Genomic DNA, 15,549 nt, shown 5'->3' with positions numbered 1-15,549 from the left:
CGGTAAGCCTGTGTCTCGGCGACCCAAGCCTCCCTTGGGTCCACCGCCCGTAGACAACGGTTCTGAGCGCTCATTTCGGCGCGACAATTAGGGATGCCTGCTGCTCTCAATCGATTCACGTCACTGCTCGATCAGGCCAGGCGCGCCCTGTTATTAGTGTGGGGCACTTCTCGCGGGCTGTTTCTCGGTCTGGTGTTGGCCACCCTGATCGCGGGCGTACTTCCGGCGCTGGCTGCCTGGCTGGGTCAACGCATCGTCGATGCCGTGGTGTTCGCCATGCAGTTGCACGCGCAGCAGGGCAGTGCGCCGTTGTGGCCAGTGGTGCGTTACGTGCTGTTCGAGGCCGGCGTGCTCGCGTTGCTATCCGGGACGCAGCGGGCGCTGTCGGTTCAGCAATCACTTTTGCGGGTGCAACTGGGGCAGAAGGTCAACACGATGATTCTGGAGAAGGCCCAGACGTTGTCGTTGGTGCAGTTCGAGAATTCCGAGTTCTACGACAAGCTGGTTCGGGTTCGGCGCGAGGCGTCGACCCGGCCGTTGGCGCTGGTCATGAAGTCCCTCGGACTGATCCAGAACCTGATCGTGCTGATCAGTTTCGGCGTGTTGCTGGTGCATTTCTCCCCGTGGGCGCTGGTGTTGCTGGTGGTCGGCGCACTCCCGGTGTTTTTCGCCGAGGCGCACTTCTCCGGGGATGCCTTCCGGTTGTTCACCCGCCGTGCACCGGAGAGCCGGCAACAGAATTACATCGAGACGCTGCTGTCCCACGAAGCCTACATCAAAGAGGTCAAGCTGTTTGGTTTCGCGCCGCTGCTGTTGAAGCGCTATCGCGAGACGTTCGCGCGTCTCTACGCCGAGGACCGCCGGTTGACCTTGCGCCGCGATGGCTGGGGTTTCGTGCTGGGGTTGCTGGGCACGGGGGCGTTTTATCTGGCCTATGCGTGGGTGGTGGTCGACACTGTTCACGGCAGCATCACCCTCGGTCAGATGACCATGTACCTGGTGCTGTTCAAGCAGGGACAGACCGCGGTGAGCAGTAGCTTGAGTGCCATCAGCGGTCTCTACGAAGACGGTCTGTATCTGTCGAGCCTTTATGAGTATCTGGCCGAACCCGTCGTCGCGGACACCGGGCACCTCACCGTAGGCGCCGTGCCCGGCGATGGCTTGCGCTTCGAGAACGTCGGCTTTCGTTATCCGGGCTCGAGTCGCGCGGCGCTGGAGGGCATCGATCTGCACCTGGTCCCTGGGCACAGCGTGGCGCTCGTGGGGGAAAACGGTTCGGGCAAGACCACGCTGATCAAGTTGCTGACCCGGCTGTATCGCCCGGATCAGGGGCGCATCCTGCTGGACGGCAGCGATTTGCAGGTGTGGGAAGAAGACGCGCTGCGTCGGCGCATCGGGGTGATTTTCCAGGATTACATCCGCTATCAGTTTTCCGTCGGCGAGAACATTGGCGTAGGCGACACCCTGGCGTTCAGCGATGAACAGCGTTGGCAGGAGGCCGCCGCCGAGGGCATGGCCGCGCCCTTCATCGAGCGGCTGGATCGCGGCTATGCCACGCAACTGGGCCGCTGGTTTGCCGGCGGGCAGGAGCTGTCCGGCGGGCAATGGCAGAAAATCGCCTTGTCCCGCGCTTACATGCGCCGTGACGCCGATATCCTGATTCTGGATGAGCCGACGTCAGCACTCGACCCGGCGGCGGAAGCGGCGGTGTTCGAGCATTTCAGCGAGCACACGGATGGCCGCATGACGCTGCTGATTTCCCACCGTTTTTCCAGCGTGCGCAATGCCGACCACATCATTGTGCTGGATCAGGGGACGATTCTGGAGCGTGGCGACCATGACAGTCTGGTCAGCGCGGGCGGGCGTTACGCGCAGTTGTTCAATTTGCAGGCGCAAGGTTATCGCTAACGCTCAGGAGTCCTGAGCGCCGCGGGTCAGTGCGGGGCCGGCCATTTGCGGTGGTTTGGCTTTCATCAAGCCCTCAAGTGCCTGGCGATATTGAGTGCCACCCAGGCTCATGCTGTTGTTGTGCGTCCCTCCGGGCACCAGCAACAGTTTTTTCGGTTCATTGGCGGCGTTGAACAATTGCTGGCTGAACCGCGAGGGCATGAACGGGTCCGCCAGACCATGGACCACCAGCAGCGGCATGTCGATGTCGACGATCTTGTCGATGGAGTCGAATTTCTGCGACAGCAGCCAGCGCACCGGCAACCATTTCACTGGCAGGTTGCTTTCGGCCACTTGCGCCACCGCGTCGCCCAGCGAAGTGAAGGTGGACTCGATCACCAGACCGCGCACCGGGACGGCAACGTGGTCTTTTTTCGCCTGGGCCGCCAGGTCGGCGGCCAGATCGATGGCCACGGCACCACCGAGGGAATGGCCGTAGATCAGGCGTTTGTTCGGGTCCGGTTGCATGGTTTTGAAGCGGTCCCAGGCAGCCCGGGCGTCCTCATACACGCTGGCTTCCGACGGCAGGTCTCCTTTGCTCTGGCCAAATCCGCGGTAGTCGATGGCCAGCACCGAATAGCCCATGGCGCGTAACTGCTCGATACGAAACGCCTGGCCGGTGAGGTTCCAGCGCACGCCGTGCAGATAGAGAATCGACGGCGCATCACGCCGCGCCGCGGGCCACCACCAGGCATGCAGATTTTGCCCACCTTTGAAATTGGCGGGCTTGATGTCGAATTCCTGGACGTCGTTCGGTAAACCGCGATACCAGCCGGCCGTGCCCGGTTCGATGCGGAACAGCAGTTCGCGTTCGGTATGCTGGAGCACGCCGCAACTCACCGGCAGGCCGACAATCAGCACGGCCATGCACAGCAGCGCCAGCCAGCGTCGGCGCAGGTGCGTGAGCAGAGGAGAGGGCATGGGTCTTTTTACCGGTAAATGACTGAAGTTCGGTTTTTAACAGATGCGTGCCGGAGGCGGGAACATTTTCGACGGCCGTCCAACACGTTCCTGTAGGAGCGAGCTTGCTCGCGATGGTGGGTCAGCCTACACAGGTGCGCCTGACACACCATCGCGAGCAAGCTCACTCCTACAGGATTTTGTGTCGACTCAAGTTACCTGCAGCACAATCTTGCCAATGTGATCGCCCGCTTCCATCCGCGCGTGGGCCTGCGACGCGTCGGTCAGCGGATAGACCTTGTCGATCATCGGCAGGCACCGCCCGGCGGCGAGCACCGGCCAGACGTACTCGCGCAATTGCTCGGCGATCGAGGCTTTTTCTTCGCGGGTGCGTGGGCGCAGCAGCGAACCGGTGAGGGTCGCGCGCTTGGCCATGATCGCCATCAAATCGACGTCGTCGGCACGGGCCCCGCCGAGAAAGCCCAGCATCACCAGGCGCCCCTCCATGCCCAGTGCCGAGATGTTCGAATTCAGGTACGAGCCGCCCATGATGTCAAGGATCACGTTGACGCCTTTGCCGGCGGTTTTTTCCTGAATCACCTGGGCGAAATCCTGATCGCGATAGTTGATCGCCTCGGCACCCAGCTTGCGGATCGTCGCGCACTTTTCCTCACTGCCGGCCGTGGCGAAGGCCTTGACGCCGAATTCGCGACACAACATCAGCGCCGTCGTGCCGATGCCACTGGTGCCGCCGTGAATCAACGCGCGTTGGCCTTTGCTGGCGCCGCCTATGTCAAACAGGTTGGCCCACACCGTGAAGAACGTTTCCGGGACCGCCGCCGCGTGTACCCAATCCATGCCTTCGGGAATCGGCAGGGTTTGGCCGGCCGGGGCGATGCAATATTCTGCGTAACCGCCGCCGTTGGTCAGGGCGCAGACGTTGTCACCCACAATGAACTCGGTGACGCCTTTACCCACCGCCACCACTTCACCGGCCACTTCCAGGCCGGGGATCGGGCTCATGCCGGGCTTCATCGGATATTTGCCGGCCCGTTGAATCACGTCCGGGCGATTGACCCCGGCGGCGTGCACACGAATCAGCACTTCGCCTTCACCCACGGTGGGTACCGGCACCTGGCGCGGTTTCAATACCTCGGGGCCGCCGGATTGGCTGATTTCGATCAGGGTCATGGTTGTAGGCAGTGTCATGTGAGAGTCCTGTAAGAAAGTCATCTGTAACTGGGATCGCATGAGTGAGTGAATGATTCATTTCATTGCCCGGTGCGCCGTTGTCGCGAGTGGACTCGCTCCCACAGGTGGGGTGCTTAGAAGGCGCATGCCTTGTTCCAGCAACAATGCGACGACAATGGCACCCGCGGCAATGATGAACAGCAGCCCATGATGGCCGCCGCTGGCATTGAACAACGCCGAATAGGCGAACCCGGCAATCGCCTGGAATGTGGCGAACGATACCGTGGCGCGGCTCCAGGCGACCTGTTGCTGATGATGCTGCGGGAGCAGTTCGTGAACCCGGGCCAGCGCAAGCGGCACAATACCTGGCGGAAATGAACCGAGGATGACCGCCAGCAACGCCAGCGCAGTGAACGAACTGGAAATCGACAGCAAAACGACCGCGACTGCCTGCACCACCAGCACCAGACGAATGCTCAGCCGCGCGCCCAGCTTGTCGGCCAGGAAACCGTAGCTTACCGGGCCGATGATCGCCCCGATGCCGTACATCACCCAGATTAGCGCACCGACGTGCGCCCCCGCACCGAGACCACGGGCGACATAGTCCACCAGGAACACCATGGCCGGCACCAGACCAGCCGCCATGAACGCGTATTGGGCGAACAACAGATAAACAGCAGGATCAGTCGGAGCTGTGGATATTTCATCGGCTGGCACCAAGGGTGGCGTGTGCGCGGTGGATGGCCAGCCGAACCAGCTGGCGGCAGTTAGCACCAGTGCCAGCAGGCCAAGACCGAACCACGTGTCCTGCAAGCCCAGGCTCAACAGCGGTGGAACGATGGTTCCCGATCCGGCAATGCCCAGGCCGATGCCCAAAAAGATCGCACCGCTGGCCAAGCCACGGCGCGCGGCGGGTACATGGGGCAGGACGGTCGCGGCCACCAGCACCATGATCGCACCGCCGGCAACGCCCGAGAGCAGACGCCAGCCGAAGAACCAGCTCACCGACAACGGAAAGCCACAGGCGAAAAACGACAGCGTCACTGCCAGCATCATCAGGCGCAGGGCGGTGCGATTGGACGTGCGACGGGCCAGCGGATGGCCGATCAGCGCACCGAGCAGGTAGCCGACCAGATTGGCGGCGCCGAGGTAAACCACGTCGCTGGCGGAAAACCAGTGCGCCTGGATCAACGAAGGAATCAACGGTGTATAGGCGAATCGCGCCAGGCCAATGCTGACCAGGCTGGCGCAAAGGCCGGCGAAGATCGGCAGCCAGATCGCGCCGCGCGGGGTGGTTGATGTGTTGAGCATGGAAGCTCTCCTGTAGGTTTATCGCAGGTGTCCAGCTTATCCCTGTTTATTGATGCATTAGCGCAGCGAATTCGCTCTATAGTGATGCGTATATGCATCATGGGAGAACGCTATGAATTGGGATGACGCCCGCGTGTTTTTAGCGGTGTGCCGTGAAACGACCCTGCGTGGCGCCGCGCGGGTACTGGGGATTGACCAGGCGACCGTCGGCCGCAGGATCACGGCGCTGGAGAAATCCTTGAGTGCGACGTTGTTCCTGCGCACGTCCGAGGGCTACGCGCTGACCGCCGTCGGCGAAGCAGCGCTGAAGGCGGTGGAGAAAATGGAGCATTCCGCCCTGGAATTGCAGCGGCAGATTCAAGGGCTCGACGATCGCCTGACCGGTATCGTTCGCGTCAGCACCACGGATTCCATGGCCATCGACTTCCTGATCCCCGCGATTGCGCGTCTGCATGAAAAGCATCCGGATGTGCGGGTGCAACTGGATGCTTCGACGCAGATTCTCAGCCTGGCGAAACGCGAGGCCGACATCGCCGTGCGCAACACCCGGCCGGACAACCCGGACTTGATCGCCCGGCGCATCGCCCGCTGGCCGGTCGGCCTGTTCGCGTCGCAAGCCTATGTGGACGCCCACGGCGTACCCACGCCGGGTTCAGCGTTCGAGGGGCATGATCTGGTGGTGTATCAGCCGTACTTTCAGGGCAACAAGGACATGACCCTGGTGTCGGAACCGCTGGGGCGCGGCCGCATCGTGTCGAGCCTGAGTTCGAGTTTGCTGGTGCGCCGATCGATTGCCGCCGGAATCGGGCTGGGGGAAATCCCGGTGTACATGGGCGAAAGGGACGGGCTGGTCCGGCTGTGGCCGGAGCGCACACGGCCGGCGCCGTATGACGTGTGGTTGGTGACGCATGCCGATCTGCGGCACACCGCGAGGGTGCGCGCAGTGATCGAAGAGATTGTCGCGGAGTTCGCCTGATCCCGATCCTGTTCCTGTTCCTGTTCCTGTTCCTGTTCCTGTTCCTGTTCCTGTAGGAGCGAGCATGCTCGCTCCTACAGGGAATCAGTGCATCAATCCATCAAGGCATTTCCGGCAGTTCCTGCGGACGCAGGTCAAACACCAGCACTTCCGCATCGACGCCATTGCTCAAGCTCAGCAACTGCTCATCCCGAACCCGCACACCATCGCCTTCATTCAATTGCAGGCCGTTGAGTTCGACGCTGCCACGGGCAACATGCACGTAGGCGTAGCGATTGGCCGCCAGTTCCAGCGTGGCGCTTTCCTTGCCGTCGATCAGCCCGGCATACACCCGTGCATCCTGACGCACCTTCAGCGAGCCGTTTTTGCCCTCGGGGGAGATGATCAGTTGCAGGCGTCCGCGTTTTTTCTGGGTGCTGAAATGCTCTTGCTGATAGCGCGGTTTGGCCCCGCTGACGTCCGGCACGATCCAGATTTGCAGGAAGTGCACGCCACGGGTGGCCGAGTGATTGAACTCGCTGTGCGCCACGCCGCTGCCGGCGCTCATCAATTGCACGTCACCGGGGCGGATCACCGAACCGGTGCCCAGCGTGTCTTTGTGCTCCAGCGCGCCTTCGAGCACATAGGAAAAAATCTCCATGTCGCGATGCGGGTGCTGGCCAAAGCCTTTGCCGGCCGCGACGCGGTCATCATTGATCACCAGCAGGTCGGAAAAACCCTGCTCTTTCGGGTTGCGGTAGTTGGCGAAGGAGAAGGTGTGAAATGACTTCAACCAACCGTGGTTGGCCAAGCCGCGATCGGAAGCTTTGCGAAGGGTCAGCATGATGAAATCTCCTGTGGGGACGTTGATTCGTCCGAGTGAGGAGAAGGTTAATGTTTATCGTTTGATGCAATAAGTAGATGGAAATTGAAATGCTGTCCCTTTTGAGTTGACAATTATTTATGACGAATTTCGTATTCTTCTCTAACGCCGATAGGGGATATGGCCATAATGCAAGGCGCCGGACACAAATCCCCGTGGGAGCGGGCTTGCTCGCGAGGGCGGCGGCACATCCAACCAGATGAGTGACTGCCACATCACCTTCGCGAGCAAGCCCGCTCCCACAGAAGGATTGTGTCAGCCGGTAGATCTTCTTTGACTTCAGCGATGTGTAACCCATGAAAACCGTGGCAATGGTGCTGTTCCCCGACTTTCTCCTGCTCGACATGGCCGGGCCGATGGAGGTGTTTTCCATCGCCAATCGTTATTTGCCGGCGGACGATCACTATCAACTGTCGACCATTGGCACCGTGCAGGGCGCGCTGCGTGCCTCCAACGGCGTCAACGTGCACGCCGATGTGCATATCGATCAGGCGGACAAGGCCTACGACTTGCTGCTGGTGCCCGGCGGTCCTGGTGCCTATAACGAAAAACATCCGCCGCTGCTCGGCTGGCTCAAGGACGCGGTCAAGCGTGCCGACCGTTACGGCTCGATCTGCACCGGTGCCTTCGTGCTCGGGCATGCCGGCCTGCTCGACGGATATCGCGTCACCACGCACTGGCATTACACCGAACGGCTCATCAAGGGCTTCCCGAAGGCAACGGTGGAGACCGATCAGATTTACGTGCAGGACCGCAACCTCATTACTTCCGGCGGCGTCACGGCGGGCATCGACCTCGCGCTCTCGGTGGTCGCCGAAGACCACGGCAAGAAAGTCGCCCAGGACGTGGCCAAGGTGTTGCTGGTGGTGATGAAGCGGCAGGGCGGGCAGGCGCAATTCAGTCCTTTGATGGCGACGGTGGCCCCTCACGAAACGCCGATAACCCGCGTGCAGAACTACGTGCTCGAACACCTCGATGAAGGGTTCAGCATCGAACGCATGGCCAGCCTGGCAACCATGAGCCCGCGGCATTTCGCCAGGGTGTTTGCCCGGGAAGTGAACATGACGCCAATGGAGTTCCTGCAAAGCGCGCGCATCGACCGCGCGAGAAGCCTGTTGGAAACCAGCGAGTTGCCGCTCAAGACCGTGGCCTTCAAAAGTGGCTTTGGCAGTGTCCGGCACATGCGCTTTCTGTTCGGTGAGAAAATTGGCCTGACCCCGCTTCAGTACCGCGAACAGTTCAGCTAGCGCCGTCATGTCCGTTGCGCGCACCGAGATGGCTGTGGCGCTCCCTTCGCGGTAGTTGTTCCGTCACCAAGGCCTGCCAAGATTACCGATGAACTCTTTGCAATGGAGGTGCGGGAGCCTGGCGCGTGATGGATGATGGCATTCATTGAGTCGCCCCGGGTTTGCGCACGTGAACGTGCATGAACAGCGTCACAGATTTGCACAGCGATGCGGTGCTGCAATTCGGCCCCTACGCGTTCCACCTGCAGCAACGGCTGATCCTCGACGGCGACCGGCCGCTGCGCATGGGCGGGCGGGCCCTGGACATCTTGCAGGTACTGGTCCAGCGCGCGGGCGCCGTGGTCAGGAAGGACGAACTGATCGCGCAGGTATGGCCGACGTCGGTGGTCGAGGAAATCAACCTGCGCGTGCACATTGCCGCCCTGCGTCGGGCCTTGGGCGACGGGCAGAACGGGCAGCGCTACATCGTCAACGTTCCGCAGCGCGGTTACAGCTTCATCGCCCCCGTCGCGCACGCCCCGGCGGGCACGCGGGTCTCGGTCGAGACCGTGCAAAAACATCAGCACAATCTGCCGGCACGGCTGACTCCGGTGACCGGTCGGGATTCCCTGGTCGGCAGCCTGGTCCGGCAATTGCCCGTTCGGCGCCTCATGACCCTGGTCGGTCCCGGCGGCATCGGCAAGACCACCGTGGCGCTGCGCGTGGCCGAACTGCTCCTGCAGCATTATCGGGATGGCGTCTGGCTGGTGGACCTGGCGGCGATCGATGACCCCGAGCAAGTGGTCGATCACGTGATCCGTGTCCTGGAACTTCAGGTTGGCTCGACACTGGCATCCTTGGCGAACTGGCATGCATTGCTGGTACTGGACAATTGCGAGCACCTGCACGCGCGCTGCCGGTCACTGGTGGAACAGTTGCTGGGATCGGCGCCGCGGCTGTCGATGCTGGTGACCAGCCGCGAGCCGCTGCAAGCGCAAGGGGAAACGGTGCAGCACCTACCGCCGCTGGCGGTGCCGCCAGCGTCGGCACTGCACAGTGTGGCCGAGGTGATGGGGTATTCGGCGGTGCAGCTGTTTGTCAGTCGCGCGCGCACCCGTCAGCAGGGGTTCGCGCTGCGCGAACAAGACCTCAAGGTGGTGCGCGAAGTCTGTCGTCGCCTCGACGGATTGCCATTGGCCATCGAGCTGGCCGCCGTGCAGATCGATGCGCTGGGGCTGGTCGGCTTGCAGGCGCAACTCGACAACTGCTTCCAGCTGCTGTCCCAGGGCCGGCGCACTGCGGTGCCACGGCATCAGACGTTGAAGGCGGCGCTGGACTGGAGCTACCAGCAACTGAGCCCCTCGGAGCAAACCGTGTTGCAGCGCCTGTCGGTGTTCAAACAGGCCTTTACGCTGGACGCGGCGGTGGGCGTGTTGGGTTGCGCGGCGCTGCTGCCGGGACGCCTGATTGAAGGGGTGGAAAGCCTGGTGCGCAAATCGTTGCTGTCACGGGAGCAGGGCAGTGGCCTGCCGCGCTACCGCTTCCTCAACACCACGCGCACCTACGCCCTGGAAAAACTTGAAGACAGCGGCGAGCTGCGCACTGTCGAGCGGCGCTACGCCCAGTACGTCAGCCGCACGCGCTGGACTTCAAGTGGGCAGGTGGCCCTGCAACTCGTCGAGTAGCTGGCGGACTTTCCTCAGGTCCGGCATGGCAAAACCTTCGGTGAAACGGTTGTAGATCGGCGCCAGCAGCGTGTGGGCCTGCCGATGCCGACCCTGGCGCTGCCACAGCTGAGCCAGCGAGGTGGCGCTGCGCAGTTCCCAGGCCAGGGCGCCCTGATGTTTCGCCACGTTCAACGCGCGGATCAGCACCGCCTCGGCGGCCTCTGTTTTCAACGGGCAACCCTCAGCCCGCAGCGCATCCGCCCTGGCCCGGAGGATTTCCGCAGTGCTCCAGCCTGCGCTGCCGGTGTCCGCCCGTAGCAACAAGGCGTCGTCGACGAAACCGCTGTCCAGGGTGACCATGATGTCCTTGATCAACCCCACGCCCGGCTGAAGCGGCAAGTGCGCTTCGGCGCGGTCGATCACCTGCGCATAGTGTCGGGCCCAGGTGTAGAACAGCAGCACCGAGTGTTTCTGTGCTTGTTCCAGCAGCAGGCGCAAGAGTTCGCGCGCCGTGCGGGTATCGCCGTTGTAGTGAGCGATCAGGCAACCGGCCAGCGCCAGGGTGTAGCAGATGGACGTGCCATGGTTGATCTGGATCGCGATGTCCAACGCTTGGCGCGCGGTACGCCAGGCCTGTTCCGGCTGACCTTGCAGCCAGAGAATGCGTGCCAGAATCGTCAGGGACGCGACGCTCTGGTCGTACTGCACGCCAAAACCATGGGTGAAACGGTTGAGGTGGCCGCTTTGGGCCATGCGCTGCAAGACCTGCTCGGCATTCACCCGCGCTTGTGACTGGTCCCCGGCAAAGTGCAGCGCCAGCACTCGCAGGCGGTGGGTGCTGAGGGATAACAGCGCATCGCCGTGCAACCCCAGGCGGTCGAATTGCTGGCTCTGCTCCAAAGCCATTTGATAATGGGCGCAACTGAGGTTGACCGCCATGTGCCCGGACACCGCTCGCAGTTGGCCGGCGATGTCGTTGCACTGTCGGGCCAGGGTCCTGGCGCTGACGAACGCTTCGATGGTTTCCGCCGTGCCGCCCTGGGTGTGATAGCAGGAGCTGCCGAGCGCCAGCTTCAGGGCTATTTGCAGCTTGGGGCAGGGCTCGGGCGCGATGTCCAGCAGGGCCAGCGCCTTGCGTACGTAGACGCCGTGCTCCTTGAGCAGCGACAGTTCCTGCCACAGCGGCGTAGAGGTCGCGGTCAGGCGGATCGCCAGGGCCCGCGGCCCTTGCCCGTTCAACCCCCAATCAAGGGCTGCGCGAATGTCTTCCAGGCCCCGGGCATAACGCTCGATCCAGGTGCCCGTCGGGATCAGCTCCCAATCGTGCTGAGCCTGATTCATCAAGGCCAGGCAACGTTCGGCGTGCCGTATCCGGGTGTCCGGCAGGTCGGCGGTCTGGTCGAGTTTTTCCAGGGCATAGCTTCGGGTCGTGTCGAGCAGACGGTAGAACACTTCCTCGTCGCCGACTTCGACGTTCAGCAGCGACTTGGCCACCAGTTGCGTGATCGAGCCGAATACCTCGCTGGGTTCGATGTGTTCACCGACGATGACCGCCGCGGCCGATTCCAGCGTGAAGCCACCCCGGAATACGCCCAGTCGGCGCAGACAGGTTTGTTCGCAGGCACTCAGCAGCTGAAAACTCCAGTCCAGCGTGGCGCGCAGGGTCTGGTGCCGGCCCAGCTGGGTATTGCAGTCCTGGGTCAGCAGGCGAAGGTTGTCTTGCAGTTGCGTCAGCAGGCCGCTCAGGCCGAGGCCGCTGACTTGCGCTGCTGCCAGTTCGATGGCCAGCGGAATACCGTCCAGACGCCGGCAGATCTCAACCGCCAGTGGCAGTTCGTCATCGCTCAATTCAAAACTGTCGTGGCTGGCCATCGCTCGTTCGACAAACAACTGCAAGGCCGAAAACGTCAAGGCCTGGGCGCGGTCGAGCACCGCGATGGGCGGGGGCAGGTCCAGTGACTCCAGACGCTGAACGTATTCACCTTCAGCCCGCAGGCTTTCGCGGCTAGTGGCCAGAATGTGCACCAGCGGTGCGGCACGCAGAATGCTTTCGCTGAGCAGGGCGACGGCGTCGAGCAGGTGCTCGCAGTTGTCGATCACCAGCAGCATTTGCCGGTCGCGCAAAAACGCGGCGAGGCCGCCCATCGGTTCGGCGTCATGCAGCGACAGTTCGAGCAAGGTCGCGAGGTGCGCTGTGATCATCGACGGGTCGTTGATCGGCGCCAGGTCGAGCAGACGAATGCCATCGCGATAGTGCCCGATCAGTTGCTCGGCGACACGCAGGGCCACCGTGGTCTTGCCGATCCCGCCGGGGCCGATCAGGGTAATGAAGCGCTGGCGTGACAACTGGGCCACCAGGCTGTCGACGAGGGACTGACGGCCGATCATCCGCGTTCGACGCACGGGGAGATTGTGGCCGCTGGGCGCTGGGTCCGCATCCGCTGCCGGTTGCTCGGTGTGCTCCAGCGAATACGGCGCGACGAAACTGTAGCCGCGCTGCGCCACGGTGACGATGTAGCGCTGTCCGTTCTGGCCGTCGCCCAGCGCCTTGCGCAAGGCCGCCATGTGCACCCGCAGGTTGATGTCTTCGACAACGCTTTTCGGCCAGACCCCGGCAATCAGTTGCTGTTTGCTGACCACCTGCCCGGCGTGTTGCAGCAGGATCAGCAGAATGTCCATGGCTCGCCGACCCAGGCGCAGGGGCTGGTCGGCCTCCATCATCAGACGTTGTCCGGGATAGATCCGGTAGGGGCCGAAATGGATGGCCTGTGCGGGGTCAAGGGTCAAAACGTCGCTCCTGCTTGCAGCCGTCTGGTACGCGGCTTTCGCGCATATTCGTCAGGTTTGCCGATCAGCGCAATGTGCCGCCGACTGACTCCTGGGTATTCAGCCGGACTGGGGGTTTCCCGTCTCAGTGCATGAGTTCCGTGTTTATTGGCTGCAACACCATTAAAGACGTCGCCGAGGCTTTTGGCGCGCCAGGGAAAATTAACAACGTTTAACTCGTGCTGGGTCTGGTCTACGCCCAAAACTCTAACGCTTCAACTTCCATCGGTCAGGCTGGTACGCAGATCTCGTGGGAGCGGGCTTGGTCTGGCAGGAGCCGCGCTCGACTGGCCTTGTTGTAAAGGGATTTATTCGTCAAGAGGACGATGGAATGAGCAACGTGGTAGTGGTCTATCACAGTGGCTACGGGCACACCCGGGTCATGGCTGAAGCCGTGGCCCAAGGCGTGGAACGGCACCCGGGCAGCACCTGCCTGCTGATTTCGGTCGAGGACGTGGATCAGAACTGGGACCGTTTGCACAGCGCCGACGCGATCATCTTCGGCGCGCCCACCTACATGGGCAGCGCCTCCGCCCGCTTCAAGGGATTCATGGAAGCCACCGCGGCGTTCTACCTGGCCCAGCCCTGGCGCGACAAGCTCGCGGCGGGTTTCACCAATTCCGGCTGCCTGTGCGGCGACAAACTCAACACGCTGCTGCAAATGGCGGTGTTCGCCGCGCAGCATTCGATGATCTGGGTCGGCCTCGATGTGCTGCCGGCGCGCTCCGGCACTGGCCTGTTCGATGGGCAATTGAATCGCTTGGGCAGCTCGCTTGGCGCCATGGCGCAATCGAATGTCGAGCAGTCTCCCGACCTCGCACCACCCCCAGAAGACCGTTGCACTGCCGCGCAACTGGGTGAGCGAGTGGCGCGATTGGCCGAGCGCATGGGGCATCCGTCGTCTTCAGGCACCGCTGGCCATTGAATGCCGACAGTCCACAAGCCGTAGGAGCCGGCTTGCTGGCGATAGCGCCCGCAAGATCACCATCGCTGAAAAGCCGGGCAGCTAAAGGCGGGGCAGGGCGCGCACCGTGCGGCAGCGCCAGGCGAATGGATTGATGCCTTCGCTGCGGGTGAAGATGTGGCAGAAGTGCGCCTGGTCACAGAAGCCACATTCGAGGCTGATCTGCGTGAGGCTCAGGTTGGTGCTTCGGATCATCTGCTTGGCGCGGTCGATGCGTTGCTGGCGGATCCAGTCCTGTGGCGACAGCCCCGTGCTGCACTTGAACGCGCGGGAGAAATGGCTGCGCGAGAGTGCGCAGGCACTGGCCAGTTCCGTCACTTCGATGGTTTCCCCGAGCCGCTCGAGGATCAGCCGCTTGGCCAGGTTTTCTCGCCACGGGGTCAGGCCGCCCGTGTGCTTCTTCGGCGCTTCAGTGACAGCCGTACGGGCGGCGTTTTGCTGAGAATGGGCCATGACGAATATCCGTGTCGGTGAGCTTCATTCTTGGTCCCGTGGCGCTGGCAGGCGAGTTAAACGTTGTTAATTCCGTCGGTGCGCGGTGGTGAACAACCGCTCTGATTCAGCACATGGCTGCAATTTTCCACGCAGGGACACGGGCAGAATCGGTGTTACTTTGGCGGGCGTTTGCATCGCCACTTGTGCGGTCAACGTGCAGCTGATCGAGTAAAGTCCGATGCACACACCCAGGAGCCGTGCCTATGAACCGTAACGATCTGCGCCGCGTCGACATGAACCTGTTGGTGATTTTCGAGGCCTTGATGTTCGAAAAAAACCTGACCCGAGTCGCTGAAAAACTGTTCATGGGCCAACCGGCGGTCAGCGCGGCCCTCGGTCGCTTGCGCGATTTGTTCGATGATCCGCTGCTGCTGCGCAACGGCCGGGGCATGGAGCCGACGGCGCGGGCACTGGCGATTCTCAAGGAGCTGCAACCGGCGATGGATGTGATTTCCGGGGCGGTCAGCCGCGCCAAGGAATTCGACCCGACCACCAGTTGCGATGTGTTCCGCATCGGCCTGTCGGACGACGCCGAGTTCGGCTTGTTTCCGCCGTTGCTGCGGCAATTGCAGGAGGAAGCGCCGGGGATCGTCGTGGTGGTGCGTCGCGCCAACTACCTGCTGATGCCGGCCTTGCTCGCCTCGGGGGAAATTTCCGTGGGGGTGAGCTACACCACGGAGTTGCCGGCGAATGCCAAGTGCAAGAAGTTGCGCGACATCCCCTGCAAGGTCTTGCGCGGGGACAAACGGCCGGGGACCCTGACCCTCGACGAATATTGCGAGCGGCCCCATGCCATGGTGTCGTTCTCCGGGGACCTGAGCGGCAACATCGATCTCGACCTGGCCAAGGTCGGCCGCAGCCGCCGCGTGGTCCTGGGCGTGCCGCAGTTCAGCGGCTTGCGCGCCTTGCTCGCGGGCACCGAAATGATCGCCACCGTTCCGGATTACGCCGCGTGCGCGCTGGTCGAGGGCTGTGCGCTGCGCGCCGAAGACCCGCCGTTTCCGATCGAAGCGGCGCAATTGTCGATGGCCTGGAGCGGCGTGCACGACAACGATCCGGCGGAGCGCTGGCTGCGCTCGCGGATCAATGAATTCATGTCGAAGCCTTTGCCGATAGCCGGCTGACGCTCTGTTCGCAGTGGCGGCCTGACGGCAACCGATCATTCCCGGATCGCTTCAATCCCT

At 62.5% G+C, this 15,549-nt stretch carries 12 protein-coding genes; 6 read left to right on the top strand and 6 right to left on the bottom strand.

Annotated features, from left to right (window positions below; genetic code table 11):
- The first annotated feature begins 93 nt into the window (after positions 1-93).
- Positions 94-1,908 carry an ABC transporter ATP-binding protein gene (locus NTD84_RS01295; protein WP_262162943.1) on the top strand — a complete coding sequence of 605 codons (1,815 nt, stop codon included), beginning with the start codon at positions 94-96 and terminating at the stop codon, positions 1,906-1,908.
- A 3-nt stretch (positions 1,909-1,911) separates the two neighbouring features.
- Here the strand turns inward: NTD84_RS01295 and NTD84_RS01290 are convergent, their stop codons facing one another.
- The 3 genes from NTD84_RS01290 to NTD84_RS01280 form a co-directional block, all read right to left on the bottom strand.
- Positions 1,912-2,868, bottom strand: a complete 957-nt coding sequence (locus tag NTD84_RS01290; protein WP_262162942.1) for an alpha/beta hydrolase — start codon at positions 2,866-2,868, stop codon at positions 1,912-1,914.
- Positions 2,869-3,057: 189 nt separating this feature from the next.
- Positions 3,058-4,056, bottom strand: a complete 999-nt coding sequence (locus tag NTD84_RS01285) for an NAD(P)H-quinone oxidoreductase (protein ID WP_262162941.1) — start codon at positions 4,054-4,056, stop codon at positions 3,058-3,060.
- A 57-nt stretch (positions 4,057-4,113) separates the two neighbouring features.
- Positions 4,114-5,349 (bottom strand): MFS transporter, encoded by a 1,236-nt coding sequence (locus NTD84_RS01280; RefSeq protein ID WP_262162940.1) that lies wholly within the window; start codon positions 5,347-5,349, stop codon positions 4,114-4,116.
- A gap of 112 nt (positions 5,350-5,461) precedes the next feature.
- Here NTD84_RS01280 and NTD84_RS01275 point away from each other — a divergent pair, with 112 nt between their 5' ends.
- Entirely contained in the window at positions 5,462-6,325 is an 864-nt protein-coding gene (locus NTD84_RS01275) for a LysR family transcriptional regulator (RefSeq protein WP_262162938.1), read from the top strand.
- A 100-nt stretch (positions 6,326-6,425) separates the two neighbouring features.
- Here the strand turns inward: NTD84_RS01275 and NTD84_RS01270 are convergent, their stop codons facing one another.
- Positions 6,426-7,148 carry a pirin family protein gene (locus tag NTD84_RS01270; protein ID WP_262162937.1) on the bottom strand — a complete coding sequence of 241 codons (723 nt, stop codon included), beginning with the start codon at positions 7,146-7,148 and terminating at the stop codon, positions 6,426-6,428.
- Between the two features lie 335 nt (positions 7,149-7,483).
- On the opposite strand from NTD84_RS01270, the gene NTD84_RS01265 reads away from it, so the two are divergent.
- Complete coding sequence (locus tag NTD84_RS01265) at positions 7,484-8,434, top strand: GlxA family transcriptional regulator (protein WP_262162935.1); 951 nt, start codon at positions 7,484-7,486, stop codon at positions 8,432-8,434.
- A gap of 179 nt (positions 8,435-8,613) precedes the next feature.
- Positions 8,614-10,098, top strand: coding sequence for an ATP-binding protein (locus tag NTD84_RS01260; protein ID WP_262162933.1), 1,485 nt, complete (start codon positions 8,614-8,616; stop codon positions 10,096-10,098).
- Here the strand turns inward: NTD84_RS01260 and NTD84_RS01255 are convergent.
- Positions 10,063-12,867, bottom strand: a complete 2,805-nt coding sequence (locus NTD84_RS01255; protein ID WP_262162932.1) for an ATP-binding protein — start codon at positions 12,865-12,867, stop codon at positions 10,063-10,065. The genes NTD84_RS01260 and NTD84_RS01255 overlap by 36 nt on opposite strands.
- 370 nt (positions 12,868-13,237) lie before the next feature.
- Here NTD84_RS01255 and NTD84_RS01250 point away from each other — a divergent pair, with 370 nt between their 5' ends.
- On the top strand, positions 13,238-13,831 hold the full coding sequence (locus tag NTD84_RS01250) for a flavodoxin family protein (RefSeq protein WP_262162931.1): 594 nt from the start codon (positions 13,238-13,240) through the stop codon (positions 13,829-13,831).
- Between the two features lie 81 nt (positions 13,832-13,912).
- Here the strand turns inward: NTD84_RS01250 and NTD84_RS01245 are convergent, their stop codons facing one another.
- Entirely contained in the window at positions 13,913-14,323 is a 411-nt protein-coding gene (locus NTD84_RS01245; protein WP_262162929.1) for a helix-turn-helix domain-containing protein, read from the bottom strand.
- Positions 14,324-14,568: 245 nt separating this feature from the next.
- Here NTD84_RS01245 and NTD84_RS01240 point away from each other — a divergent pair, with 245 nt between their 5' ends.
- On the top strand, positions 14,569-15,489 hold the full coding sequence (locus NTD84_RS01240; protein WP_262162928.1) for a LysR family transcriptional regulator: 921 nt from the start codon (positions 14,569-14,571) through the stop codon (positions 15,487-15,489).
- Positions 15,490-15,549: the final 60 nt, after the last annotated feature.

This window comes from Pseudomonas sp. 14P_8.1_Bac3, assembly GCF_025466085.1.
GTDB lineage: Bacteria > Pseudomonadota > Gammaproteobacteria > Pseudomonadales > Pseudomonadaceae > Aquipseudomonas.
Note: the sequence above shows the minus strand (reverse complement) of the source record. Positions and strands in the feature narration are given on the sequence as shown.

Coding starts and splice junctions, on each gene's coding strand:
- NTD84_RS01290 (WP_262162942.1), bottom strand. CDS start 2,868: ATGCCCTCTCCTCTGCTCACGCACCTGCGCCGACGCTGGCTGGCGCTG.
- NTD84_RS01245 (WP_262162929.1), bottom strand. CDS start 14,323: ATGGCCCATTCTCAGCAAAACGCCGCCCGTACGGCTGTCACTGAAGCG.
- NTD84_RS01240 (WP_262162928.1), top strand. CDS start 14,569: ATGAACCGTAACGATCTGCGCCGCGTCGACATGAACCTGTTGGTGATT.
- NTD84_RS01250 (WP_262162931.1), top strand. CDS start 13,238: ATGAGCAACGTGGTAGTGGTCTATCACAGTGGCTACGGGCACACCCGG.
- NTD84_RS01285 (WP_262162941.1), bottom strand. CDS start 4,056: ATGACACTGCCTACAACCATGACCCTGATCGAAATCAGCCAATCCGGC.
- NTD84_RS01270 (WP_262162937.1), bottom strand. CDS start 7,148: ATGCTGACCCTTCGCAAAGCTTCCGATCGCGGCTTGGCCAACCACGGT.
- NTD84_RS01260 (WP_262162933.1), top strand. CDS start 8,614: ATGAACAGCGTCACAGATTTGCACAGCGATGCGGTGCTGCAATTCGGC.
- NTD84_RS01280 (WP_262162940.1), bottom strand. CDS start 5,349: ATGCTCAACACATCAACCACCCCGCGCGGCGCGATCTGGCTGCCGATC.
- NTD84_RS01275 (WP_262162938.1), top strand. CDS start 5,462: ATGAATTGGGATGACGCCCGCGTGTTTTTAGCGGTGTGCCGTGAAACG.
- NTD84_RS01295 (WP_262162943.1), top strand. CDS start 94: ATGCCTGCTGCTCTCAATCGATTCACGTCACTGCTCGATCAGGCCAGG.
- NTD84_RS01265 (WP_262162935.1), top strand. CDS start 7,484: ATGAAAACCGTGGCAATGGTGCTGTTCCCCGACTTTCTCCTGCTCGAC.